Annotated in this window: 24 protein-coding genes; 10 read left to right on the forward strand and 14 right to left on the reverse strand. The window is 57.4% G+C overall.

Features of this window, described 5'->3' with window-relative positions; genetic code table 11:
• Positions 1-25 precede the first annotated feature (25 nt).
• Complete coding sequence (locus ACMGF7_RS18400; protein ID WP_033632861.1) at positions 26-343, reverse strand: antibiotic biosynthesis monooxygenase family protein; 318 nt, start codon at positions 341-343, stop codon at positions 26-28.
• A 539-nt stretch (positions 344-882) separates the two neighbouring features.
• On the opposite strand from ACMGF7_RS18400, the gene ACMGF7_RS18405 reads away from it, so the two are divergent.
• Positions 883-2,187 carry a D-amino acid dehydrogenase gene (locus ACMGF7_RS18405; RefSeq protein WP_049240327.1) on the forward strand — a complete coding sequence of 435 codons (1,305 nt, stop codon included), beginning with the start codon at positions 883-885 and terminating at the stop codon, positions 2,185-2,187.
• A 76-nt stretch (positions 2,188-2,263) separates the two neighbouring features.
• A complete protein-coding gene (dadX, locus tag ACMGF7_RS18410) occupies positions 2,264-3,337 on the forward strand; it encodes a catabolic alanine racemase DadX (protein ID WP_049240328.1) in 1,074 nt (357 codons plus the stop codon).
• Between the two features lie 8 nt (positions 3,338-3,345).
• Here the strand turns inward: dadX and ACMGF7_RS18415 are convergent, their stop codons facing one another.
• The 3 genes from ACMGF7_RS18415 to ACMGF7_RS18425 form a co-directional block, all read right to left on the reverse strand.
• Entirely contained in the window at positions 3,346-4,539 is a 1,194-nt protein-coding gene (locus tag ACMGF7_RS18415; RefSeq protein WP_420286563.1) for a multidrug effflux MFS transporter, read from the reverse strand.
• A 77-nt stretch (positions 4,540-4,616) separates the two neighbouring features.
• Complete coding sequence (locus ACMGF7_RS18420) at positions 4,617-5,177, reverse strand: 3'-5' exonuclease (protein ID WP_004932251.1); 561 nt, start codon at positions 5,175-5,177, stop codon at positions 4,617-4,619.
• 306 nt (positions 5,178-5,483) lie between these two features.
• Positions 5,484-5,966, reverse strand: a complete 483-nt coding sequence (locus ACMGF7_RS18425) for a hypothetical protein (RefSeq protein ID WP_164094878.1) — start codon at positions 5,964-5,966, stop codon at positions 5,484-5,486.
• 225 nt (positions 5,967-6,191) lie between these two features.
• Here ACMGF7_RS18425 and ACMGF7_RS18430 point away from each other — a divergent pair, with 225 nt between their 5' ends.
• Positions 6,192-6,485, forward strand: a complete 294-nt coding sequence (locus tag ACMGF7_RS18430; protein ID WP_015378107.1) for a hypothetical protein — start codon at positions 6,192-6,194, stop codon at positions 6,483-6,485.
• A gap of 263 nt (positions 6,486-6,748) precedes the next feature.
• Here ACMGF7_RS18430 and ACMGF7_RS18435 read toward each other — a convergent pair whose 3' ends face one another.
• A complete protein-coding gene (locus ACMGF7_RS18435; RefSeq protein WP_015378105.1) occupies positions 6,749-6,925 on the reverse strand; it encodes a GhoT/OrtT family toxin in 177 nt (58 codons plus the stop codon).
• 828 nt (positions 6,926-7,753) lie between these two features.
• Between ACMGF7_RS18435 and ACMGF7_RS18440 the strand changes: the two genes are divergently transcribed.
• Entirely contained in the window at positions 7,754-8,443 is a 690-nt protein-coding gene (locus ACMGF7_RS18440) for an alpha/beta hydrolase (RefSeq protein ID WP_004932239.1), read from the forward strand.
• 124 nt (positions 8,444-8,567) lie between these two features.
• On the opposite strand, the gene ACMGF7_RS18445 is transcribed toward ACMGF7_RS18440, so the two are convergent.
• The 3 genes from ACMGF7_RS18445 to yeaG all read right to left on the reverse strand — a co-directional run bounded on the left by ACMGF7_RS18445 (position 8,568) and on the right by yeaG (position 12,471).
• Positions 8,568-8,798 (reverse strand): hypothetical protein, encoded by a 231-nt coding sequence (locus ACMGF7_RS18445; protein ID WP_004932237.1) that lies wholly within the window; start codon positions 8,796-8,798, stop codon positions 8,568-8,570.
• 337 nt (positions 8,799-9,135) lie between these two features.
• Complete coding sequence (locus tag ACMGF7_RS18450) at positions 9,136-10,404, reverse strand: YeaH/YhbH family protein (protein WP_004932234.1); 1,269 nt, start codon at positions 10,402-10,404, stop codon at positions 9,136-9,138.
• Between the two features lie 132 nt (positions 10,405-10,536).
• Positions 10,537-12,471: a protein kinase YeaG gene (yeaG, locus tag ACMGF7_RS18455; protein ID WP_004932230.1), complete on the reverse strand. Its 1,935-nt coding sequence runs from the start codon at positions 12,469-12,471 to the stop codon at positions 10,537-10,539.
• A gap of 42 nt (positions 12,472-12,513) precedes the next feature.
• Here yeaG and ACMGF7_RS18460 point away from each other — a divergent pair, with 42 nt between their 5' ends.
• Positions 12,514-12,789, forward strand: a complete 276-nt coding sequence (locus ACMGF7_RS18460) for a hypothetical protein (RefSeq protein WP_153297016.1) — start codon at positions 12,514-12,516, stop codon at positions 12,787-12,789.
• Between the two features lie 108 nt (positions 12,790-12,897).
• Positions 12,898-13,662: a MipA/OmpV family protein gene (locus ACMGF7_RS18465; RefSeq protein ID WP_015378103.1), complete on the forward strand. Its 765-nt coding sequence runs from the start codon at positions 12,898-12,900 to the stop codon at positions 13,660-13,662.
• 94 nt (positions 13,663-13,756) lie between these two features.
• Here the strand turns inward: ACMGF7_RS18465 and ACMGF7_RS18470 are convergent, their stop codons facing one another.
• Together ACMGF7_RS18470 and gapA are read right to left on the reverse strand one after the other, a co-directional pair.
• Complete coding sequence (locus tag ACMGF7_RS18470; RefSeq protein WP_049240331.1) at positions 13,757-14,632, reverse strand: D-hexose-6-phosphate mutarotase; 876 nt, start codon at positions 14,630-14,632, stop codon at positions 13,757-13,759.
• Between the two features lie 193 nt (positions 14,633-14,825).
• On the reverse strand, positions 14,826-15,821 hold the full coding sequence (gene gapA, locus ACMGF7_RS18475; RefSeq protein WP_004932222.1) for a glyceraldehyde-3-phosphate dehydrogenase: 996 nt from the start codon (positions 15,819-15,821) through the stop codon (positions 14,826-14,828).
• 348 nt (positions 15,822-16,169) lie between these two features.
• Between gapA and msrB the strand changes: the two genes are divergently transcribed.
• Positions 16,170-16,583, forward strand: a complete 414-nt coding sequence (gene msrB / locus ACMGF7_RS18480; protein ID WP_004932219.1) for a peptide-methionine (R)-S-oxide reductase MsrB — start codon at positions 16,170-16,172, stop codon at positions 16,581-16,583.
• 63 nt (positions 16,584-16,646) lie between these two features.
• Positions 16,647-16,919, forward strand: coding sequence for a YeaC family protein (locus ACMGF7_RS18485; protein ID WP_004932218.1), 273 nt, complete (start codon positions 16,647-16,649; stop codon positions 16,917-16,919).
• Between the two features lie 42 nt (positions 16,920-16,961).
• Here ACMGF7_RS18485 and ACMGF7_RS18490 read toward each other — a convergent pair whose 3' ends face one another.
• The 4 genes from ACMGF7_RS18490 to sppA form a co-directional block, all read right to left on the reverse strand.
• Positions 16,962-18,239: a glycoside hydrolase family 18 protein gene (locus tag ACMGF7_RS18490; RefSeq protein ID WP_049240332.1), complete on the reverse strand. Its 1,278-nt coding sequence runs from the start codon at positions 18,237-18,239 to the stop codon at positions 16,962-16,964.
• Positions 18,240-18,472: 233 nt separating this feature from the next.
• Entirely contained in the window at positions 18,473-19,105 is a 633-nt protein-coding gene (gene pncA, locus ACMGF7_RS18495) for a bifunctional nicotinamidase/pyrazinamidase (protein ID WP_197799646.1), read from the reverse strand.
• Between the two features lie 22 nt (positions 19,106-19,127).
• Positions 19,128-20,144, reverse strand: a complete 1,017-nt coding sequence (gene ansA, locus ACMGF7_RS18500; protein ID WP_016927477.1) for an asparaginase — start codon at positions 20,142-20,144, stop codon at positions 19,128-19,130.
• Between the two features lie 93 nt (positions 20,145-20,237).
• A complete protein-coding gene (gene sppA / locus ACMGF7_RS18505; protein WP_420286564.1) occupies positions 20,238-22,094 on the reverse strand; it encodes a signal peptide peptidase SppA in 1,857 nt (618 codons plus the stop codon).
• Between the two features lie 159 nt (positions 22,095-22,253).
• Between sppA and ACMGF7_RS18510 the strand changes: the two genes are divergently transcribed.
• Positions 22,254-22,805, forward strand: a complete 552-nt coding sequence (locus ACMGF7_RS18510; RefSeq protein WP_004932204.1) for an NAD(P)H nitroreductase — start codon at positions 22,254-22,256, stop codon at positions 22,803-22,805.
• A gap of 157 nt (positions 22,806-22,962) precedes the next feature.
• A complete protein-coding gene (gene selD / locus ACMGF7_RS18515) occupies positions 22,963-24,006 on the forward strand; it encodes a selenide, water dikinase SelD (RefSeq protein WP_049240337.1) in 1,044 nt (347 codons plus the stop codon).
• Positions 24,007-24,008 lie beyond the last annotated feature (2 nt).

Below are 24,008 nucleotides of genomic sequence, written 5' to 3' on the forward strand. Positions count from 1 at the left end.
CAAGCCCGCCTGTGTGGGCTTGTGCTCAGTCAAACGGTCTGATTTGCAGGTAATCGTCCGTCACTTCCATTTCAAATAGCGTTTTATCTGCCAACAAGGTCGCACGCATTCGTTCCCGGGCTTGCCGGTAGCGTTCATCCAACTGAATATCACCGGCGCTTTCCCATGCGACTCGGCTTGGCCATTGCGCATAGCCGATAAACTGCCCGCCCACATCCCGATGCAGGCGCGAGCCAAGGCTGCCGCGCTGCAGATAGATACCTTGGGTCAACGCCAGCCAAGCCTGGCGAAAGGCGTGCTCGTGTCCGGGTTTGACTGAAAACTGGTAGATGGCGATGAACATAAGACGTTCTCCACAATAGCGACAGTGTGAACTTTAGGCGCTGTTTCTGGCTTCAACGTTCATATCGTGCTGCAGCGTTCAACATAAACGGGCGGGCCAAGGGCTCGGGTGTTTTATTCCGGCACTGAAAGCAAGGTTAACGGCAGCTGAAATTTTGCGCGATTTTTCTGCTGCGGAGGGAGGGGGCTCTCTTTGTTTGTTATGTTGGAATTTTTTATTTTATTGGATTTTTATTCTGTTTAAATGTTGGCTGGTATTTTTATGTTCTGTTAAATCAATGTTGCTTATTACGCCTTTTTTGAATGCTATCATTGATAGCGTTGATATCAATTCAGTGGCGGTATGACGCCATAATCCCCTCTAAACCGCATCTTATCGCTATTTGCAGACGGCTATTGCAAATACATGGCCCATCGACGATAAATTAATTGTGAATATTGTCACGTTTGATGACGAAGTTGTTGGACGGATTTTTTCACTGAGTTAATTTCCTGTAAGCAGAAGATTATGCTTTGTGAAGCCTTGGGCTGGAGTCAGCGATGCGAGTGGTAATTTTAGGTAGTGGAGTGGTGGGCGTAGCCAGTGCCTGGTATTTGGCGAAGGCGGGGCATGAGGTGACGGTGATCGATCGTCAGCCAGGCCCCGCACTGGAAACCAGCGCGGCGAACGCCGGGCAGATTTCACCGGGTTATGCTGCCCCCTGGGCGGCGCCGGGCGTGCCGCTGAAGGCCATAAGGTGGATGTTCCAGCGCCATGCGCCGTTGGCCATCCGCCTCGACGGCAGCAGCTTCCAGCTGAGCTGGATGTGGCAGATGTTGAAAAACTGCAACACCGAACACTACATGACCAACAAAGGCCGCATGGTGCGCCTGGCGGAATACAGCCGCGATTGTATCAAGGCGCTGCGTCAGGAAACCGGCATCCAGTACGAAGGTCGCCAGGGCGGCACGCTGCAGCTGTTTCGCACTCAACAACAGTTCGAAAACGCCGCGAAAGACATTGCGGTATTGGAAGATGCCGGCGTGCCTTACAGATTGCTGGAAGCCGGCCAGCTCGGCAGCGTCGAGCCGGCGCTGGCGCAGGTGGCGCACAAGCTGACCGGTGGCCTGCAGTTGCCGAACGACGAAACCGGCGATTGCCAGCTGTTTACGCAACAGTTGGCGAAGATGGCAGAGCAGGCGGGCGTCACCTTCCTGTTCAACCGCAGCGTCGATCGTCTGCTGGTGGAGGGCGACAAGATCGCCGGCGTGCAGTGCGGCGAGGAAGTGTTCAAGGCCGACAGCTATGTGGTGGCGTTCGGCTCGTACTCCACGGCGCTGCTGCGCGGTCTGGTGTCCATTCCGGTTTACCCGCTGAAGGGCTATTCGTTGACCATTCCTATCACCGACGAAGCGGCGGCGCCGTTCTCTACGGTATTGGATGAGACGTATAAAATCGCCATCACACGCTTCGACCAGCGCATTCGCGTTGGCGGCATGGCGGAGATCGTCGGTTTCAATACGCAGCTGGAGCAAAAACGGCGCGAAACGCTGGAAATGGTGGTGCGCGATCTCTACCCGAACGGCGGCCGAGTGGAAGAGGCGACGTTCTGGACCGGCCTGCGGCCGATGACGCCGGACGGCACGCCAATTGTCGGCCGCACCTCGCTGAAGAACCTGTATCTCAATACCGGGCATGGCACGTTGGGCTGGACGATGGCCTGTGGCTCCGGACAGTTGTTGTCCGATCTGATGTCCGGCATTACGCCGGCGATCCCTTCCGATGACCTGGCGGTGGCGCGTTACAGCGCCGGGTTTCGTCAGCAACACGCGGTTCCGCTGAACGACGTGCATCCCGCACGTTAATCGTTGACTCTGTCATAGACTTTCCCGGCCACGCGCAGGCGCGCGTGGCCGCCGTACGCTGCCCCAAGGAGAAGCGATGCCCCGTCCCATAACCGCCACGATGCATCTCGGCGCGATTGAAAATAACCTGCAGGTGGTGCGCCGTTTCGCCCCCGGCGCCAAAGTCTGGGCGGTGGTCAAGGCTAACGCCTATGGCCACGGCATCAAACACGTTTGGCGCAGCATGGCGCAAACCGACGGCTTCGCCATGCTGGATCTGGCCGAAGCGGTGCTGCTGCGCGAGTCGGGTTGGCAAGGGCCTATCCTGTTGTTGGAAGGCTTCTTCCAGCCGCAGGATCTGGCGTTGCTTGACCGTTATCGCCTGACGACGGCGGTGCACAGCGACTGGCAACTGGCGGCGATCGCCGACGCCACGCTGAACGCGCCGCTCAATGTCTATCTGAAAGTGAACAGTGGCATGAATCGGCTGGGGTTCGCACCCGAGCGGCTGCATGAGGTGTGGCGCAGGGCGCAGGCGGTAGCCAACATTGCCGAGCTTACGCTGATGAGCCATTTCGCCACCGCCGACGGCCCCGAAGGCGTGACGCAGCAGATGGCCACCATCGAGGCGGCGGCTACCGATATACCGCTGCCGCGCTGTCTGGCCAACTCGGCCGCCACGCTGTGGCACCCTTCGACCCACGGCAGTTGGATCCGTCCTGGGATCGTTCTCTATGGCGCTTCGCCGAGCGGTTGCTGGAATGACGTTGCGGCGACGGGGCTGCAGCCGGCGATGACGCTGAGCAGTGAAATCATCGGCATTCAGCAGCTGAAGTCTGGCGATCGTGTGGGTTACGGTGGTCGTTACAGCGCCGCAGGCGCACAGCGTATCGGCGTGGTGGCCTGCGGTTACGCCGACGGCTATCCGCGTCATGCGCCGACTGGTACGCCGGTATGGGTTGGCGGCGTGCTGACGCGCACCCTGGGAACGGTATCGATGGATATGCTGGCGGTGGATCTGACGCCCTGTCCGCAAGTCGAACTGGGCGCCGAAGTCGAGCTGTGGGGGCAACGTCTGCCGGTGGATGAGGTGGCCACGGCGGCAGGGACGTTAGGCTATGAACTGCTGTCGGCGTTAGCGGCGCGAGTGCCGGTCGCCATCGAAGCCTGAGCCGGGGCTCAGGCGACTTTTCTGATCTGCCCTTTAATCTGCTTGCTGAGCCGCCGCGCGTGCAGCGCCAGCAGGCAGCCCGCCAGCATCACCAGCGCCAGCGACAGCTTGGGTTGCAGCGGCAACGCCATCGCCACCAGACCCAGCGCGGCGCCGCCCGCCATCTGCACGAAACCGACCAGCGCGGACGCGACGCCGGCCTCATTGGAGTAGGGTTCCAACGCGTAGCTGGTGGCCGGGCCCATCACGAATGCCAACCCGGCGCAGGCGCTGGCGACTGGCAGCATATACGTCAGCCAGTGCGTTTGCGCCGTCGCGGGCAGCAGCATGACGCCCAGCAGCAGGCCCAGACAGCCCAGCCCCATCAACATGCCGCCGGTCGCCAGACAAACCGGGCGGCCGACCTTGTGGATGATGCGGTTGGCGAAGAAGCTGACCAGCATGATCCAGAAACCGTTGGCGCCGAACACCAGCGAGAATTGCAGCGGCGTCAGGCCGGCGGTGCCCATCAGCACGTTCGGTGCCAGAGAAACGTAGGTCAGCGCCATGCCCATCGCCCCGGAGTTCACCACCGCAAAAGAGAGGAAACGCAGTTCGCTGAGGATGCGCGCGTATTGACGCACCGGCAACCCCTTGACCGGCACGGTGTCGGCGGGGCGAGTTTCCGGCAGGCGCAGCGCGATGAGCGCCAACACCAGCAGCGCGTAGCCGACCAGGAACCAGAAGGGCGCGCGCCAGCCGAAGGCTTCGGCGAGCAGGCCGCCGAGCAGCGGCGCCAGCGCCGGGATGATGTTCAGCGTGCCGTTAAGAAAGCCGAAAGCGCGGGCGGCGTCGTCGCCATTCAGGCGATCGCGCACGCCGCTGAAGGCGACGACGGCGGTGCAGCAAACCGCCACCCCTTGCAGCAGACGCGAAGCGATGAAAATCGTCGGGCTGGTGGCCAGCGCCGCCATCGCGGCGCCGATCATGTAGAGGATAATGCCGGCCAGCGCCACCGGTTTGCGGCCATAGTTATCCACCAGCGGGCCGGCGATGACCTGGCCGAGGCCAAGTACCAGAATAAATAGCGATATGGTGGATTGGATCAACGCTTCGCTGCTGCCCAGGCCGACGGCAATAGCGGGAATAGTCGGCAGATAAAGATCGATGCCTAATGGGCCGAGCAGCACCAGGCTGAGAAGCATAAACAGAAACTTTTGCATAACAGAAAAGGCACGTCCGAGTGACAAAGAGGGCTAGAGTAGAGACTCTGGCGGCAAATGAAAAGGGGCAAAGCGGGTCAGCGCTGCGCCCCCTGACGATAATAGAGCGCCGAGACGGTATCGGCCACATAACGGGCCTGGTGGCGAGCATCATCCAGCGCACGATGCGGCATACCTTCGAACGGGCGAGCCTTTTTCGGGTTAAAGCCATGCAGTTCCGCCAGCGTGATCACCGTGCGCACGTCCTGAGTATCCCAAAACTTCCACGGGCAGGGCATTTCCAACTGCTGGAAGGCGTGTTCGAGGATCGCGCAGTCGAACTCTTTGCCGTTCCCCCAGACCTTTACCGTATCAGTGCTGTTCATATGGATAAAGCGGCTGAGGCTGCTCAGCACGCGCTTCAGGCTCTCGGTGCCGCCGAAGGCCTGTTTGCGTGCTTCATCGGACTGTTTCGCCCACCAGGCGACCGTGTCCAGACTGATGGTACGGCCCGGTTGGTCTTTCTGACTGCTGACGGCGGCCTCGAATTCGGCGCCGAGTTCCCCGGTCCGGGGATCGAAAAACACCGCCGCAACCACCAGAATGACGGCGCTGGGTTTTATATCCAGGGTTTCAATGTCTAACATCAGATGGTGCATCGGCGTTTCCGGTGGTGGGCGTGGTGGCTTAATGTTACTACAGAACGTGCGCCGATGCGGCCGGTGCGCACATGAAATCCTTTTAAAGCGCCTCGTTCAGGTTATGATGCTCGTGATACTCTTGTCAGGTTGGTCGCTATCGGTGAGAACGCTTATCTTTATTCTGTGCATGGCCGGCTACTTGCTGCTGCTGGGCTACCTTAGCATGTTCGTCACGGACAAGATCTGTGAGAAGGCGGGTAACTACACCAAAATATGCCGCGTCGTAGACATTTCCGAACCTCATATTCCCAAATAGCCCCCAGTTTATCCCAGATAGTCGGTGGTAATCAGCGGCGTCAGGATGGCCGCCAGCGCCGTGAGCGCCCCCCATTGCCGCCAGCCCAGCCGCGCCAGCCAGTCATGCCGCTGCGGCGGCGTGGCCAGTTGCCCGACGGCTACGGCGCCGGTCAGCAGCAGCGTCAGAATCAGCAGCACCAGGCAACGGCTCACCAACGTGAACTCAACATGCAGCACATTGGCGTAATACAGGCGCATCAGAATAAAATAGCTCAGCAAGACCCAGGCGAAAACGACGTTCTTCTTGAGCACCTGCTGCAGCATCAGCGCGAGAAACAGGCTGTGAAACAGCGACAGCAGCGGGGCCTCGATCGGGTGCCGAACGCAGACGTTGTAGACCGCCATGTAAATGTTGAAAACCAGCAGGATATAGATCACATAAATATACCAGCCGTAGATGACCTTGAGCTTTTTCGGGGGCGGCGGCAGGGAGAGTGCGTCCGGTTTCATTAATGCCTCCTGATGATGCCATGTAAACGCTGTGCTTGAAGACGGCGCGGCGACATCGTAATTTAAAATCCACAGGGTATATATCACCCGAGCGCTAAATGACAATTAAACGCGGGATCGGCTTTATTTCCGCGTTGGCCTGGAACTCTTTTGCGCCCGCGGGGTCGATTGGCGTACGAATGCCTGGCGGTTTTTGCACTATGATGACAGATATAATTTATTGATATGAAAGATTATAAAAATACTTCGGGCACAAAAATCCTGCTGTTGTTCAGCCTGGCGTTTTATACGCTATTGCCACCGTTGCTGACGGCGGTCGTGTTCAACCGTTTCAATCTTAATCCGTTCGCGATCGTCAAATTTTTTCACTTCAACCCGTTTTTGGCCGATCGGGGCATACCTGGCTATCAGACTTTCTTCTACTTGCTGATGCTATGGTTGGGGTTGAACGCTTTGCTCTGGCTGCTGGTGTGGGGGGCGGGGCGATTGTATCAGCGCTGGCGATCGCCGCGCGGCTGATAGTTTCTCAAGGGGGAAAGTTGCCTGGGGAAATGACTTTGCATTCAATAATGAGACGTATTATCATTTTATTCACTGGTGAGGGGAAAAGGGTTGTCTCCTTCTGTGCCCCCGATCCGGCACGACATTGCTCACATTGCTTCCCGTTTTCATGCCAGCCTTGCGCTGGCACTTTTTTATCCCACGCCAAAAACCATGACGCCGGTGGTCAGCCTCTTTTCATTAATATGGCTGTTTAAAAGCCAGCGCGCGGCATTGGGGCGTTAGAACAGCGAAAACAGCAACACCACCGGCAGGCTCAACGGCCAGGTTAACCCGATGGTCAGTGCGCTGATACAGCGAATTTTGACGGTGTCCCGGCTAACCAGGTAGGTGAAAACCATAGAAACTAACAGACCAATAAAATAACAGTATTGCGTTGCAACCCACAGCGGCGACATGAAACCCGATCCCAGTTGTATTTTTACGCGCGAATTCTAGGAGCTTGGCGGGTGATAATCAATGACCAAAGGCCCTTTATTCAAACCTTTATCCATAAGTATGCATAATTTATTTCTATAAAGAACGTAGGGTTATTAGCGGCTTTATGTTTATTGCCAAAAGAAATCAACAGCATAGTTACCGGTAACATTTTGCGTCAGGCAAGCCATCCTTCTGGAGTGAACTCCGCTGAGCAGTAAAAGAGTCGGTGAAGGGGGAAACGCGGTGGGGTTATGACTCATAAAAATTAATGATGTATTTGCGAACAGCAAGGTTAAGGTGAGGTGGCGTCGGGTTTGGCGGTACGTGAACCCTTCAGGCGCCGGTTTTAGCGCATCAGTCGCGATGCGCCGCTTGCCCGCCAGGGAGGGGGATGGTTGTCGTTACGGGTTTAATGAATGTTAAGACCGTAGACGAACAGCCACGAAAACAGCAGCGCCAGCAGGCATGCCATAAAAACGATGGAGATCATTTCCTTCACAACTTCATTCCTTTTCCCGGTGAGCCAAATTTACTTCTCTTTGTTTTTGCGCGAAATTTTAGATCGGTATGGGTAAAAATCCTAGTTTTAATCCTTTTTTTTCCCGGCCTTGCGGCGTAAGCCGCTTCGATAAGCTGCGGCGGCGGTGGAAAATCGGGGACGTTAACTCGTCGTAGCTATTGCTGAACGCCATGAGGCTGACTATATAAAAGAGGAGGACTGCGTGGCGTCGAAGGCAGCCAGGCTCGCCCCTTGCGGGGGCGTTCATCTGCCTGCGGCGCTTTCCTATGAGATGAAGGAGTCGGCAATGAGCACAAAACCAACTATCGTGCTGGTACACGGATTCTGGGGCGGCGCCGCGCACTGGAGTAAGGTCATCATCGAGTTGTCGCGCAGGGGATATACGGCGATTCATGCGGTGGAAATGCCGTTGACGTCGCTGGCTGAGGATGCGGAACGTACGCGCAAGATGGTCGCGCAGCAAGCGGGACCGGTATTGTTGGTCGGGCACTCTTACGGCGGTGCCGTGATCACGGAAATGGGCAACCAGCCTAACGTGGTTGGCCTGGTCTACATCGCCGCGTTTGCGCCGGATGCCGGTGAAAGTGCCGGCGGTATTACGCAAGCGCATCCTCCTGCGGCAGTCGAGAATCTGGCCCCGGACAGCGACGGTTATCTGTGGATTAAAACCGACAAGTTTCACGAAAGCTTTTGCCAGGATCTGACCGCCGACGAGGCATTGGTGATGGCGGTGGCGCAGAAGGCCCCGCTGGCCGATACCTTTGGTAACACCATCGGCGAGCCAGCCTGGAAACATAAGCCGTCATGGTATCAACTTTCCAGCGACGATCGCATGATAGCGCCGGAGAATCAGCGGCGCATGGCGCAGCGGCTGCAGGCCAAGAAAGTGATGGTGCTGAATGCCAGCCATGCCTCGCTGGTTTCCCATGCCGATGAGGTGGCGGGTTTGATTGACGAAGCGGCAGGTTTGAAATAAAGCAGGGGCAGGAAGGCTCGACATTCTGCGGCAGATTATCCCTTCGCTGATATCGCTATAACAGCATCATCAACACGACGGCGACGGCAATAATGGCGTAGAGGTTTGCCTTACGTATATCGCCTTAGCGCCCGTTAACGCCGATCATTTCTATTGCCGCGCGATGCAGCCGCTGAAAATAATCATCGGGCTGCTTTTCTATCTCCTGGATAAGGCTGGCGAGCAGGTTCTGTTTGGTTATCGGCTTGTTGGCGGTCAGCACCAGCAGCACGTTTTTGCCGAGCAGGCAACATATTTGCTTATGGTATTCATCAACATCGTGCTTGTTGAGGCCATAGAGGGTGTAGTCGATCATGATGTCTAACCTGCTGACAGGTAAATGCCCGCCGCAGCGGGCTGAGAAGCCATAGAAAAATAAAATGAGGCAAATTTCGCTTAGGAAGAGACTTAAGCGATGGGGTAACGATAACTGAATGGGAATATTCCTATCAAGCCGTGCGGGGGGAGCGGCGGATGTTTAGGAATAACCTCAGAAGAACAAATAATAGAGAGGACCGTTCTGGGGAATCTGACTTATTATTGCTGTTGTCATTGTTTAAAAAATAAACATGGGTTTTGCAAATATATAATGCGAAAAAGAAACAGCCGGAAAACGGTGCTTTCCGGCTGTGGTGACATTTACGCGGCGTTATTCACACGGTCTGCTTACGGAACAGTTCGCGGAATACCGGATAGATATCGTCCGGTTCGCGGATATGCTGCATGGCGAAGTTGTCGAATTTCGCCTGCAGATCCTCGTATTCGCGCCACAGCGTTTGGTGAGCGCGGCGAGTGATTTCTATGTAGCTGTAATAACGCACCATCGGCAGGATCTTTTTCGCCAACAGCTCATGACACAGCGGTGAATCGTCGGCCCAGTTGTCGCCGTCCGACGCTTGCGCGGCATAGATATTCCATTGCGCCGGGTCATAACGCTCTTCGACTACGTCATTCATTAACTTCAGCGCGCTGGAAACGATGGTGCCACCGGTTTCCTGCGAATAGAAGAACTCCTGTTCGTCCACCTCTTTCGCCTGGGTGTGATGGCGAATGTAGACCACCTCGACGTTTTTATAGGTTCGGCTCAGGAACAAATAGAGCAGAATGTAAAAACGCTTGGCCATGTCTTTGGTCGCCTGGTCCATCGAGCCGGACACGTCCATCAGGCAGAACATCACCGCCTGGCTGGAGGGCTCCGGCCGGCGCTCATAGTTTTTGTAGCGCAGGTCGAAGGTATCGATAAACGGCACGCTTTCGATTTTCTTGCGCAGTTCGGCAATTTCCTTGCGCAGCCGCTCCTCTTCCAGCAATTGCACCGGCTCGGTATTTTCCAACTGGGTCAGCGCATCTTCCAGCTCGTGCAACGCGCGTCTTTTACCGGCGGTCATGGCGGTTCGTCGCGCCAGCGAGTTCTGCAGCGAACGCACGACGCTGATGTTGGCCGGCACGCCATTGGCGGTATAGCCGGCACGATGGGTTTTGAACTCGGTCAACTGCTTGTACTGATTCTTTTTCAGATTGGGCAGGGCGAGATCCTCGAACAAAAGATCGAGGTACTCGTCTTTGGAGATCTGGAAGACGAATTCATCCTGGCCTTCACCGTCCTGGCTGGCGTTGCCCTGGCCGCCGCCACCGCCTGCGCCGCCCTGAGGCCGCTCAACGCGATCGTTCTGCACGAAGTGGTCATTGCCTGGGTGAACGCGATGGCGTGTACCGCCGCGCCCCTGATGAAACATCGGTTCGTTGATATCGTCAGTGGGGATGGAGACCGATTCCCCGCTGTCTACGTCGGTGACCGAACGCTTGTTGATGGCTTCGGCAATCGACTGTTTGATTTGCGACTTGTAACGGCGCAAGAAGCGCTGGCGGTTCACCATGCTCTTGTTTTTGCCGTTCAGCCGTCGGTCAATGAAATAGGCCATACTTCCCCCAAACGACGTTGCCAACTCTTCATGTCCCGGTCGCGACAGCGCAATGTGTAAGCCCCTCCTTGGGCTGCGCTGCAACGTCCATGACTGTGGACATGGCCCTGATAATGCCGCTTACCTGAGGCGTTATGAGGATTTTCTGACCCGCAGATACCATTCACACAACAGGCGCACCTGCTTGCGGGTATAGCCTTTCTCCATCATGCGGTCGACGAAGTCGTCGTGTTTTTTCTGCTCGTCCGTCGAGGTTTTGGCGTTAAATGAAATCACCGGCAACAGCTCTTCGGTATTGGAGAACATTTTCTTCTCGATCACGGTGCGCAGCTTCTCGTAGCTGGTCCAGTTCGGATTGCGGCCGTTGTTGTTGGCGCGGGCGCGCAGCACGAAGTTCACGATTTCGTTGCGGAAATCTTTCGGGTTGCTGATACCGGCCGGTTTTTCAATTTTCTCCAGTTCGGCGTTCAAAGACTCGCGGTCGAACAGCTGACCGGTGTCGGGGTCGCGATACTCCTGATCCTGGATCCAGAAGTCCGCGTAGGTCACGTAACGGTCAAAAATGTTCTGTCCGTATTCCGAGTAGGATTCCAGATAGGCGGTCTGGATCTCTTTGCCGATAAACTCGGCGTATTTCGGGATCAGATAGCCTTTCAGATGTTCGAGGTATTTCTCGGCCAAATCCTGCGGGAACTGTTCGCGTTCGATCTGCTGCTCCAGCACATAGAACAGGTGCACCGGGTTGGCTGCCACCTCGGCGTGATCGAAGTTGAATACCCGCGAGAGGATTTTAAAGGCGAAACGGGTGGAGAGGCCGTTCATGCCTTCGTCAACCCCGGCGTAGTCGCGGTACTCCTGATAGGACTTGGCTTTCGGATCGGTATCCTTGAGGCTTTCGCCGTCATACACGCGCATTTTCGAGTAAATGCTCGAGTTTTCCGGCTCTTTCAGCCGCGACAGCACGCTAAAGCGCGCCAGCGTTTCGAGGGTGCCCGGCGCGCAGGGCGCGTGAGTCAGCTCGCTGTGATCCAGCAGCTTGTCGTAAATCTTGATCTCTTCCGACACGCGCAGGCAGTAAGGCACCTTGACGATGTACACGCGGTCGAGGAACGCTTCGTTGTTCTTGTTGTTACGGAAGGTCACCCACTCGGATTCGTTGGAGTGCGCCAGAATAATGCCGTTGAACGGCAGGGCGGAGATGCCCTCGGTGCCGTTGTAGTTACCTTCCTGAGTCGCCGTCAGCAGCGGATGCAGCACTTTGATCGGCGCTTTGAACATCTCGACGAATTCCATAATCCCCTGGTTGGCGCGGCACAGTGCGCCGGAATAGCCGTAGGCGTCCGGATCGTTCTGCGCGTGGTTCTCAAGCTTACGGATGTCCACTTTACCGACCAGCGCCGAGATGTCCTGGTTGTTCTCATCGCCCGGTTCGGTTTTGGCGATGGCGATCTGCTCCAGGATGGAAGGGCGCACCTTCACGACTTTAAACTTGGTGATATCGCCGCCGAACTCGTGCAGGCGCTTCGCCGCCCACGGCGACATGATGGTGCCGAGATAGCGACTTGGGATGTTGAACTCTTTTTCCAGGATTGAGGCATCTTCCTGAGGGTTGAACAGGCACAGCGGATGATCGTTGACCGGGCTGCGTTCGCCGTTGGCGCTGAGGGTGTAGATGGGCACGCGCTGCATCAACGCTTTAAGGCGTTCTGCCAGCGAGGATTTACCGCCGCCCACCGGGCCCAGCAGGTACAGGATCTGTTTCTTCTCTTCCAGGCCCTGCGCGGCGTGCTTCAGGTAAGAGACGATCTGTTCGATGGCCTCTTCCATGCCGTAGAATTCTTCGAAGGCCGGATAGCGTGCGATCACGCGGTTGGAGAACAGGCGCGACAGGCGTGATTCTAGCGCAGTGTCGACCATCACAGGTTCACCGATAGCCATCAGCAGACGTTCGGCCGCGTTGGCATAGGCACTGCGATCTTGCCGGCAAATGGTAAGAAATTCCTGCAGTGTGAACTCTTCGTCCTTGGCAGCTTCGTAGCGCTGGCGATAGTGGTCAAATATGTTCATGATGCCCGTCCTTTCGTTATTAGCACAGGTTAAAGAGAGCGTGTGATAGTGTTCTGGCTCCCGAAAGATGAGAATACGCCTGAGTACAGCAACCCGTATGCCAACTTGGTGCGCTTATTATCGCGAGTTGCGCTGTATGCCACTGGGCCCAGGATAAATTCACCTTCTGATTTAAGCTTAGTTTGCTTGCCGGAAAATTTCCTGCCGCAGAAAAAGCTTTTTTTAAGTCATATCAATGACTCAGTTATTACCGTGGAAGCCAAATGCCTTGTCTGGCGCGGCCTGCGGGATAAAACGTCATCGTTCCGCCATGATTAATTCATAATTCCGCTATAAGTTATTCGATCTTGGTCGTTTTCCTTTGTAAAGATTAGGCGCGCAACTAAATTTTCACATAAACTATCGCGGCTATTAACCCTGTAATTTATGGAAAAAGAACCAGTGAAGATTTCAAAACTCAAAACGCTAGCAATTATCGCTTCCGCAATGGTTTGTGCGCAAAGTGCTCAGGCGGGGACCTGGTCACTCGGTGCTGCCGCGCTGGTTAGTCCGGACGCGTATCGCGGTTATCAGGACCGCGTTTATCCGGTGCCCGTCATCGACTATGAAGGTGACGACTTCTACTTTCGTACTCTGACCGCCGGTTACTACCTGTGGAAAGATCAAGAAAACCAGCTGAGCATCATGGGTTACTACACGCCATGGGGCTACCGTCCAGGCGACAGCGACGACGATCGCATGAAGCGCCTCGACAAGCGTCGCGGCACGCTGATGGCCGGCCTGGCCTATTCGCACAACGCGGAATGGGGCACCCTTCGTACCACGTTCACCGGCGACACGCTGAACAACAGCAACGGGCTGGTGGGCGATGTCGCTTATCTGTACAAGTTTGATCTGGACGCGCTGACGCTGGTCCCGGGCGTGGGCGTGATGTGGAACAGCAAGAACCAGAACAAATATTACTACGGCGTCAGCGCCAATGAATCACGCCGCAGCGGCCTGGACAGCTACACCCCTGGCGATAGCTGGGCTCCGTATCTCGAGCTGAGCGCCAATTATCAGATCAACAAAAGCTGGAACGCCTTCTTCGTCGGCCGCTATGTGAAATTGTCGGATGAAGTGAAAGACAGCCCGATGGTGGATAAATCTTACACCGGTTTGTTGATGACGGGTGTGAGCTACACCTTCTAATCACGCATTGCACAACTGTCGTGCATGTCGTGCATCAAAAAGGGGCGCTAGCGCCCCTTTTGCACATCTGTGGTGCGCTTCCGCGCACGGTTCCTCAGGCCTTCTTACGACTGCGGAAGGTGACACCCAAACGGGCGGGTTGCTCGCCGGCAGCGACCAGCGGTTTGCTGACGCGCCCGGTCTCGATGCAGACCATGGTCTTGTAACCGTCGTTCGGCATATCCCCCATGCTGCAGGAGAGTTCCACGCCGGGGTTCCAGGCGATGACGTCGCTCATATGATGGTGGTGAACCTCGATGGTGCGAGCGAGTGCCGGATCGCGGATCTGGCTGAAAGCTTCCGGGCGGGTATAGACGCGGTCGGTTTGGCCGACAAAGGTCACTTCGCCGGTCTGGCGCGCTTCGGCGCCGCCCGCCACTTTATCGATATACGGCTCGCCCAGGCCCGCCACGCTGACCCGATCGATATCGCCGACCTGGAAGTAGCTGTGCAGAGCCGCCGTGGCTTGATAATCGCCGTGCGACTCCAGTTCGATCTCGCACTCTTCACCCAGCTTGAAGCGAGCAATTAGCGTGAAGGCGTGCGGCCACAGTTTGCGGGTCTGCTCATTGTCTTTCAGCGTAAAGGTCAGGATGACGCCGTTGTCATCTTCATCGTGCGCCGTCAGGCTCCAGGGCTGGTTGCGGGCAAAGCCGTGGGAGGGCTGCGCCACCGGGCCGAACCAAGGCCAACAGATCGGCACGCCGCCGCGGATGGCCTTGCCTTTGGCGAAAGGCGTGTTGTTGCTGAGCCAAATCACCGGCTGCTCACCGCTGGGCTGCCAGGCCAGCAAATGCGCGCCTTGCAGCGCGACGGCCGCGCGCACTTTCGGGTGCGACACCACAACCACGCCCAGCTCATCGAGTTGCCGCTGGCTGATATAAGGAGAAATTTGTTCGGAAACGGGCAGGGTGAAAATTTTCTCGTTCATTTCATGACCTTATTGTTTGCCGGAGATAGAAATGGACCCTATTAGCTTTCGGGTCACAACCAGGCCCTCAGGCGCATGCTTAGACAGTGACTGAGGTGAGTGTGTGCAGCCAACAACGCAGTGACTCGAAAGATGACGGGTAAAAAAAGGGCGACAAAAATGTCGCCCTCATTATCAGCTTAACATCATGCCATTACTTGGAGATGTGAGCGATCAGATCCAGAACCTTGTTGGAATAGCCGGTTTCATTGTCGTACCAGGAAACCAGTTTCACGAAGTTGTCGTTCAGTGCGATACCGGCTTTGGCATCGAACACGGAAGTCAGCACTTCGCCGTTGAAATCGGTGGAAACCACGTCGTCTTCAACATAGCCCAGAACGCCTTTCATAGAGCCTTCAGCGGCATCTTTGATGGCTTTCTTGATTTCTTCGTAGGTAGCCGCTTTTTCCAGACGCACGGTCAGGTCAACAACGGACACGTTAGGGGTCGGTACGCGGAACGCCATGCCGGTCAGTTTGCCTTTCAGCTCTGGCAGAACCACGCCAACCGCTTTCGCTGCGCCGGTAGAAGAAGGGATGATGTTCTGGGATGCGCCGCGGCCGCCGCGCCAGTCTTTGTGAGACGGGCCATCAACGGTTTTCTGAGTAGCGGTGGTGGCGTGAACGGTGGTCATCAGGCCTTCAACGATACCGAAGTTGTCGTTGATGACTTTAGCCAGCGGCGCCAGGCAGTTGGTGGTGCAAGAGGCGTTGGACACGATGTCCTGGCCGGCATATTTGTCAAAGTTGGCGCCGCGAACGAACATTGGGGTCGCATCTTTGGATGGGCCAGTCAGAACCACTTTTTTAGCGCCGGCGGTGATGTGTTTACGCGCGGTTTCGTCGGTCAGGAAGATACCGGTCGCTTCAGCAACCACATCAACACCCACTTCGTTCCACTTCAGGTTAGCCGGGTCTTTCTCTGCGGTAACACGGATGGTTTTGCCGTTAACAACCAAGTGGCCGTCTTTAACTTCTACCGTACCGTTGAAACGGCCGTGAGTAGAGTCATACTTCAGCATGTAAGCCATGTACTCTGCGTCCAACAGGTCGTTGATTGCAACGATCTCGATGTCAGAACGCTCTTGAGCAGCACGGAAAACAATGCGACCGATACGGCCAAAACCGTTGATACCTACTTTGATAGTCATATATTCCACCAGCTATTTGTTAGTGAATAAAAGGTTGGTTGTAAAATTACAAAAACCTTACCCAGCGTCAAGCGGAATCGTGTCAATACTTGCGGCAAGTCAAACCGGAAGGGTGGTTTTGCACGCTTATTGCACAGTCCATTTGCGCTCGGCCTCATCCGTTATATGGGGACAAGCCGCCAAGTATAAAGTCAGCATACGCAAGATGTGTGATCGTTATCACATATCATCGTGACGTGGCCTTTATGGGCTACAGTTTAGGCCAAAAACCCCTGCAGCGGTGTTAATTTTTTGTTATTATTAATCATTGTTTTCGTTGACATTATCCACATTCAGAGATAAGCACAAATGGCTAAAGAGACAACCCCCGGTCATCCGGTCACGGAACTGAATGAAATCCAACGTTATGTGACGCAACAGCGTGGCACCGAAGCGCCGTTCAGCGGCAAATTGCTGCACAACAAGCGCGAGGGCGTGTACCATTGCCTGTGCTGTAACCAGCCGCTGTTCTATTCCGAAACCAAATACGATTCCGGCTGCGGCTGGCCGAGCTTTTATGAGCCGGTTTCCGCCGATGCAATCCGTTATCTTGATGATAATTCACATAATATGCATCGTGTTGAAATCCGCTGCGGCCACTGCGATGCGCATTTGGGGCACGTTTTCCCTGATGGCCCGCAGCCGACTGGCGACCGCTACTGCGTCAACTCCGCCTCGCTGAGTTTCACCGATGGCGAAAATGGCGACCAAACGGCCGGTTAAGTGGTAATTTAATCAACAAAATCGATTCAGCTAATTATTCATCTGTAAGCGAGAAGGGCTCTGATGGACGTGAAAGATCTGATTGCGGCGATGACGCCCGAGATATACCAGCGCCTGGTGCAGGCGGTTGAGCTGGGCAAGTGGCCGGACGGCGTGGCGCTGACGCCTGAGCAGAAGGAAAACAGCCTGCAGGCGGTGATGCTGTGGCAGTCGATGAACAACGTCGATCCGCAGCACATGAGCATCGGCACCGACGGGCAGATCGTGATGAAGAGCAAGCAAGAACTGAAGCAGCAGTTTGTTGCCGAGCCGCTGGTCAAACTTAAACCGCAGTAAGCTGTCCCTAAAGCGGGGCGATGTCGCCATCGCCCCGTCGATTTACCGTTTTTCGCCTTTTATTCCCAGCGACTCCGCCAGCTGTTGCGCCAGCCGGTTATTGTCGTCCGCGCCGTACTCCCAGAACATCGCTCCCCCCAATCCCTGGCTTTTGATGTACTCGGCTTTGATAGCCACCGAACGCGGGTTCTCGTAGGAGATGGCGAACAGCGGTTTGCCTTCGGCGGATTGCAGCGTCAGGTAAGGCACCTTGGCGTCGTCATCCCAGTGCTCGCGGAAACGCTGCTGCGGATCGTTGAGCAATTTGCTGACGATATCGCGGTATTTAAAGTAAGTGTCTTTGCTGAGATCCAGCCCCAGCGTGCGGAACAGAGCGGTTTCTCGCGCACTGAAATAAGGCTGCGTCACCGGATGTTTGGCGGCGTCCGGCTTGTCCCAGTCGATGCCCGCTTCGGTCGCTCGTTTCGGCACCCGGCCGTAGAAACCGATACCCAGGTTCATCTGCGCCGGTTTTAATCCGGCGGCCAGATAATGTTTTACCACGGAATCGGCGCTGTAGCGGTCGGCGGCGGCTACGGTTGGCCAGCGCTTTGAATCGTACAGGTTGGCATTGAAGTACTGCGTGCCGTAAGCCATGTCGTAGGTCATCAGATTGATGTAGTTGAGGTAAGGGGCAATGCTTTTCACATCGACCCATTCCTGCGGGCTTTTGACGTTGGCCCCGACGGCGATGGTTAACAGCTTGCCTTTACCCAGCGCCTGATGAAGCTCTCTCAGCAGCAGGGTGAAGTTGTCGCGGTCTGCCGGTTGGCTTTCCACCAACCCCCAGGCGCCGTTTACCGGGTATTCCCAGTCCAGATCGATCCCATCCAGCCGGTACTGTGCGATCACCTGCAGCGCGGAGCGAATGAATATCGCCCGGTTTTCCGCGGTGGCGGCGGCGCCGGAGAAACCGCGTGCGCCCCAGCCGCCGACCGACAACAGCACTTTCAGCTCGGGGTTCTGTTTGCGCAGCACCGGCAGACGTTGCAGATCGGCCGTGACTTTCGGCGACAGGTAGATCTGGTGGCGGCGAGCGGGGTCTTTCAGCGCCGCATTGGTTTCGTCTTTCTCGTCGTTGTAGATCAGGCCGAACGAATAGTTGAGATGGGTGATTTGCGTCACGTCCAGCTTGTCGATGTCACCACCGGGGCCGGCGGTGACATCGCCGCCGCCGTTGAAGTAGCCGACGGAGAGATAGGCCGCCTGGGCCGTGCTTGCGCCGGCCATAGCCAATTGCACCGCCGCCAGCAAAGGCAGCAGTTTTCGGGTTATTTTCATGTCTGTCTCCTTGTGGTCGGCAAGGCCGACCGTACCGCCAGGGGCGGGCACAATAAAGCCGGGCTCAGTGGGCCCCGGATGCGTATAACCGATTGACGCCAAAAGCGTCGCAGCCATAACAGCAAAAGCGCCTGCTGGTCACAAGCCGTTGGGGAAGAAGAAAGGTGGTATTGTGAGCGGCGTCGATAATTTCGCCGCTGCGTAGAGAGGGCGCCGGCGGCGCCCGAGAGGATTTAGTTGGCGAGAAACTGTGACAGGGTAACTAGCTGTGCGCCGGCGTGCGCCATGTCCTGCAGCGCTCGCTCACTGTCGCCCGGCTGCAGATTCACGCCGCGGCAGCCGTCGACGATCACCTGCGTCGGATAGCCGGCAGCCAGTGCATCCAGCACGCTGAACTTCACGCAGTAGTCGGTCGCCAGGCCCATGATCGCCAGCTGCCGGACGCCCTGCGATTGCAGCCAATCGTGCAGTTCGGTCTGCGCCCGGTGGCCGTTATCGAAGAACGCGCTGTAGCTGTCGATATCCGTATCCTGTCCTTTGCGAAAAACGGCATCGATGTGTTGCCGCTGCAATTGAGGATGAAAATCGGCGCCGTGGCTCCCTTGCACGCAGTGCACCGGCCACCACACCTGCGGCAGACCTTCCAGCTCGCCGAGGGTGCCGACCTGCGCATGGGAGTTCACCGCAAAGCTGCGGTGATTGGCGGGATGCCAGTCCTGGCTGGCCACCACCGGCTCGCCCCGCGCCAGGCAGGCGGCGATAGCCTGATTGGCGACCGGGATGACGGCGTCGCCCTCCGTGACCGCCAGCGCGCCGCCGGGGCAGAAATCGTTTTGCAGATCGATCAACAACAGGGCCGTTTTCATCGCCGCTCCAGAGTTCAGTAGGTTAACCGTTGATGCTCAGCTCGCCGCGCAGATCTTGCTGCATCAGGGCGCGGATTTGTTCCGGCGTCAGCGGCTGGCTCAACAGATAGTGCAGCTTGGTCAGGGCGGCTTCCACCGTCATGTCGAAACCGCTGATCACCCCGGCATGCGCCAGCGCGTTGCCGGTGGCGTAGCCTTCCATATTGACGCGCCCGGAGATGCACTGCGTCAGGTTGACCACCACGATGCCGCGTTCAGAGGCCGCACGCAACTCGTCGATCAGCTCGGCCTTTTGCGGCGCGTTACCGACGCCGTAGGAGCGCAGGATCAGCGCCTTGACCGGCTGCAACAGGAAATTACGCACCACCGCGCCGGAAATGCCCGGATAGATGGTGACCACGCCGATCGGCTGCGGCGTGATGTCATGCACCTGCAACGCGCCGTTGCAAGCCGGGCTGTCGATGCCTTGCTGGCGGCGAATATGGATGCCGGCTTCCAGCAGCGGCGGCAGATTGGGGGAAGCGAAGGCGTCGAAGCCGTCGGCGTGCGCTTTGGTGGTGCGGTTGCCGCGGAACAGCTTGTTGTTGAAGAACAGGCTGACTTCATTCACCGGATGGTTGGCCGCCAGATACAGCGCGTTGAGCAGGTTGGTTTGGCCATCGGAGCGCAGCTCCGCCAGCGGGATCTGCGAGCCGGTGACGATCACCGGTTTGGCCAGGTTTTCCAGCATGAAGGAAAGCGCAGAGGCGGTGAACGCCATGGTGTCGGTGCCGTGCAGGATCACGAAGCCGTCGTAGCGATCGTAGTTCTGCTTGATGTCGTCGGCGATGTGCTGCCAGTCTTCCGGCGTCATGTCTGAAGAGTCAATCAATGGCGCGTATTCATGAATGGTGAAATCCGGCATCTCCGGCCGATGGAATTCGGGCATCAGCGCCAGCTGGCGCTGCAGGTGGCCGGAAACCGGGATGTAGCCATGATCGGAACGCTGCATGCCGATGGTGCCGCCGGTGTAGGCGACGTAAATGGATTTCTTTTGCATGGTTATGATTTTAACAAAGATAAGATGGGCTGAATTATAGGGACATGGCGGCAGAAAAAAAGCCCGGCGGTGGCCGGGCTGCAGAATTATTTGTTAGCGGACTTCTCCGCAGGAGAGACAGATCGCATAACGGTTTTGCGGATCGTTCAGGTTATTGAACAAGCCCGGTTGTTCTTTCACCGCGTTGGCGACCGAAGCCAGCGGGGCGGGCAGCATGGCCTGAATCGCGGCCGGCAGCATGGCGTGAATGGAAACGCCAAACTGGCTGAGCACCATATCGCTCAGGCTTGGGGTATCGACGAACCAGTCGAGCTGCCACTGCTGCAGTTTCGCCAGCTCGGCGGCTTTCTTCACCGCGTCGTCGAAATCGCCCAACTGATCGACCAGGCCGTTGGCCTTGGCATCGCTGCCGAGCCAGACGTGGCCCTGTGCGATTTGGTCAACCTGCTGCGGGGTCATCTTGCGTGATTTGGCGACCAGATCGAGGAAGTTCTTATACCCGTTTTCGATATTCAGCTGCATCATCTGCGAGAACTCCTGCGGCAGCGCCTTGGTGACCGCGATATCGGCCAGCGGCGATGTCGCCACGCCGTCGGTGTGCACACCCAGCGTATCCAGGGTTTTCTCGTAGGTATTAATGATGCCGAAAATGCCGATAGAACCGGTCAGGGTGCTCGGGCTGGCGATGATATAGTCGGCCGGCGTCGAGACCCAGTAGCCGCCCGATGCGGCCATGCCGCCCATGGAAACCACCACCGGCTTGCCGGCGGCGCGCACGGCGGCCAGCTCGGAGCGGATCACTTCGGACGCGCTGACGCTGCCGCCAGGGCTGTTGACGCGGAACACCACGGCCTTGACGGCCGGATCCAGGCGCGCCTGGCGCAGCTCGGCGGCGGTGGTGTCCCCCCCGACGTTGCCCGGCGTCTGCTGGCCGTCCATGATGGCGCCGTTGGCGAACACCACGGCGATCTTGCCGCCCTGGTTGGCGTCCGGCTTCGGCTGATAGTCGTAGATGCTGATGGCGTTGAAATCGTTCGCCTGTTTGTCCCAGCCGAAGGTTTTGACCAACTGATTTTCGATCGCGGTGCGCGACGCCAGCTCGTCCACCAGCTTATTGTCCAGCGCGTAGCGGGCGGTGTCGCCACCGGACGCCTGCAGGCCGCTCAGCACGCCGGCTGCGCCCGGGAACAGCTGCTGCGGCGTCAGTTGGCGGTTGGCGGCCACGGTCTCCAGGTAGTTCTGCCACAGGCCGCCGATCCAACGGCTGTCCGCTTCGCGCGCCGCCGGGGACATATCGTCACGGATCAGCGGTTCGACCGCCGATTTATAGGTGCCGACGCGGAAGATATTGGTGGTGACCTTGAGCATGTCCAGCAACGATTTGTAGTACAGGTTGTTGGTGGCGAAACCGTGCAGATCGACCGCGCCCTGCGGCGACAGGAAGACCTTGTTGGCGTAGCTGGCCAGGTAGTATTGCGTTTGATTGTAACTGTCGCCGATGGCGAAGATCGGTTTGCCGCTGTCGCGGAACTCGCGCAGCGCTTTGCCGATATAGCGCAGCGACGGCTGATCGGCGCCGGCGAAGTCATTCAGCTGCAACACCATGCCGGTAATGTTTTTGTCGTCTTTGGCCTTGCGGATGCTGTCGACTACATCGAACAGCGAGTTTTCCTGCAGGCGGCTACTGGAGGCGCCCAACAGTTCACGCCCCCATTGCCGCACCCGGTTGTTTACCGAAGGCTGATCGACCACCACGCCGCTTAAATCGACCAGCAGCGCGCCGCGCGCCGGGGCCGTCGAGGTGGAGGAACTTTGGAAGGACAGATAGATGCCAACCCCAACCAGGATCAGCAAGACCAGGAACAGGTTAAGGATCAGTTCCCTGATAAAATTCAGCAGACGCCATGTCCACCGGAAAATGCCGGCAATAATTTGCCACAATGTGCGCATGTGCTCTCCAACAGAGTCGAGAATGTTCCGCTATCCTAATGAGCGGCCGGGTAAATGTCAGCTTTAAATCGTGGCACACAGACGCTATCGCCGAGGCTGTAACTCGCCGTTTAGCTATGTTAACGTGGCCGGAATGAAAATTGTTATCAGGAGTTTACGATGGATGCTCTGGATCTTTTATTGAATCGTCGCTCGGCTTCGCGCCTGGCGGAACCGGCGCCGGCGGGGGAAGTGCGCCAAAACATCATCAACGCGGGCCTGCGTGCGCCCGATCACGGTGCGCTGCAGCCGTGGCGTTTCGTGATGATCGAGAATCAGGGCCTGGAGCGCTTCAGTCAGCTGCTGCAGGCGGCGGCGAAGCAGGATCAGTTGGATGAAGCGGCGATCGAAAAAGCCACCAAGGCGCCGTTCCGCGCACCGCTGATCATCACCGTCATCGCGCATTGCACTGAAGAGACCAAGGTGCCGCGCTGGGAGCAGGTGGTTTCCGCCGGTTGCGCCGTGCAGGCGATGCAGATGGCGGCGCTGGCGCAGGGCTTTAACGGCATCTGGCGCACCGGCGCCTGGACCGAGCATGCGCTGGTGCGTGAAGCCTTCGGTTGCCGCGAGCAGGATGAGATCGTCGGTTTCCTCTATCTGGGCACGCCGCAGCTGAAGGCCGCCACTAAAGTGACGCCGCCGGACAGCACGCCTTTCGTCAGCTATTTCTAAGTTTTTTCCAAAGGGGCGCGGCGAAAATGCGCCAAACCCCGCAAAATTGCATGGTTTCTGAGCAGGCCGCTCGCTTATCCGCGGCGCGCTCTTATCAATCCCCTCGGCAAGCGCTACCCTATGTTATCTTGAGTGCCGTTACCGAAGGGAGTGGACTATGACATCGCCAGCGATCCGTTTAACCCAGTACAGCCATGGCGCTGGCTGCGGCTGCAAAATCTCACCGAAAGTTCTCGAAACCATCTTGCACAGCGAGCGGGAAAAATTTGTCGATCCGCGTCTGTTGGTCGGCAATGAAACCCGCGACGACGCGGCGGTGTATGACATCGGCAACGGCGTCGGCATCATCAGCACTACCGACTTCTTCATGCCGATCGTCGACGATCCGTTCGATTTCGGCCGTATCGCCGCCGCTAACGCCATCAGCGACGTGTACGCCATGGGCGGCAAACCGATCATGGCGATCGCCATTCTCGGCTGGCCAATCGCCAAACTGCCGCCGGAGGTGGCGCAGCAGGTGATCGACGGCGGACGTTTCGCTTGCCAGCAGGCGGGGATCGCGCTGGCCGGCGGCCATTCCATCGATGCGCCGGAACCTATCTTCGGCCTGGCGGTCACTGGCGTGGTCAATACCGAGCGGGTGAAAAAGAACAGCGCCGCACAGGCCGGGGCGGAACTCTATTTGACCAAGCCGCTGGGCATTGGCGTGCTGACGACCGCCGAGAAGCAAAGCAAGCTGCGCCCTGAACATCAAGGGCTGGCGACGGACGTGATGTGTCGTCTTAACAAGCCGGGCGCCGACTTTGCCGAAGTGGCGGGCGTCACGGCGATGACCGACATCACCGGCTTTGGCCTGTTGGGCCACCTGAGCGAGGTTTGTCAGGGCTCCGGTCTGCAGGCGACGGTCTGGTTCGATCGGGTGCCGAAGCTGCCGCACGTCGAGGCGTATATCGCCGAGGGCTGCGTGCCGGGCGGCACCGGGCGCAACTTCGACAGTTACGGCCATCTGGTGGGCGAGATGAGCGATTTGCAGCGTCAGCTGCTGTGCGATCCGCAAACCTCCGGCGGTTTGCTGTTGGCGGTATTGCCGGAGGCGCAGGCGCAGGTGCTGGCGATTGCCGAGCAGCATGGCATCACGCTCAATCCTATCGGTGAGCTGCATGCCGCACAGGCAGGTAAACCGCTGATCGAGGTTGTGTAGTG

Origin of the sequence: Serratia sp. BNK-17 (assembly GCF_048684935.1) — a bacterium.
Taxonomy (GTDB): domain Bacteria; phylum Pseudomonadota; class Gammaproteobacteria; order Enterobacterales; family Enterobacteriaceae; genus Serratia; species Serratia nematodiphila.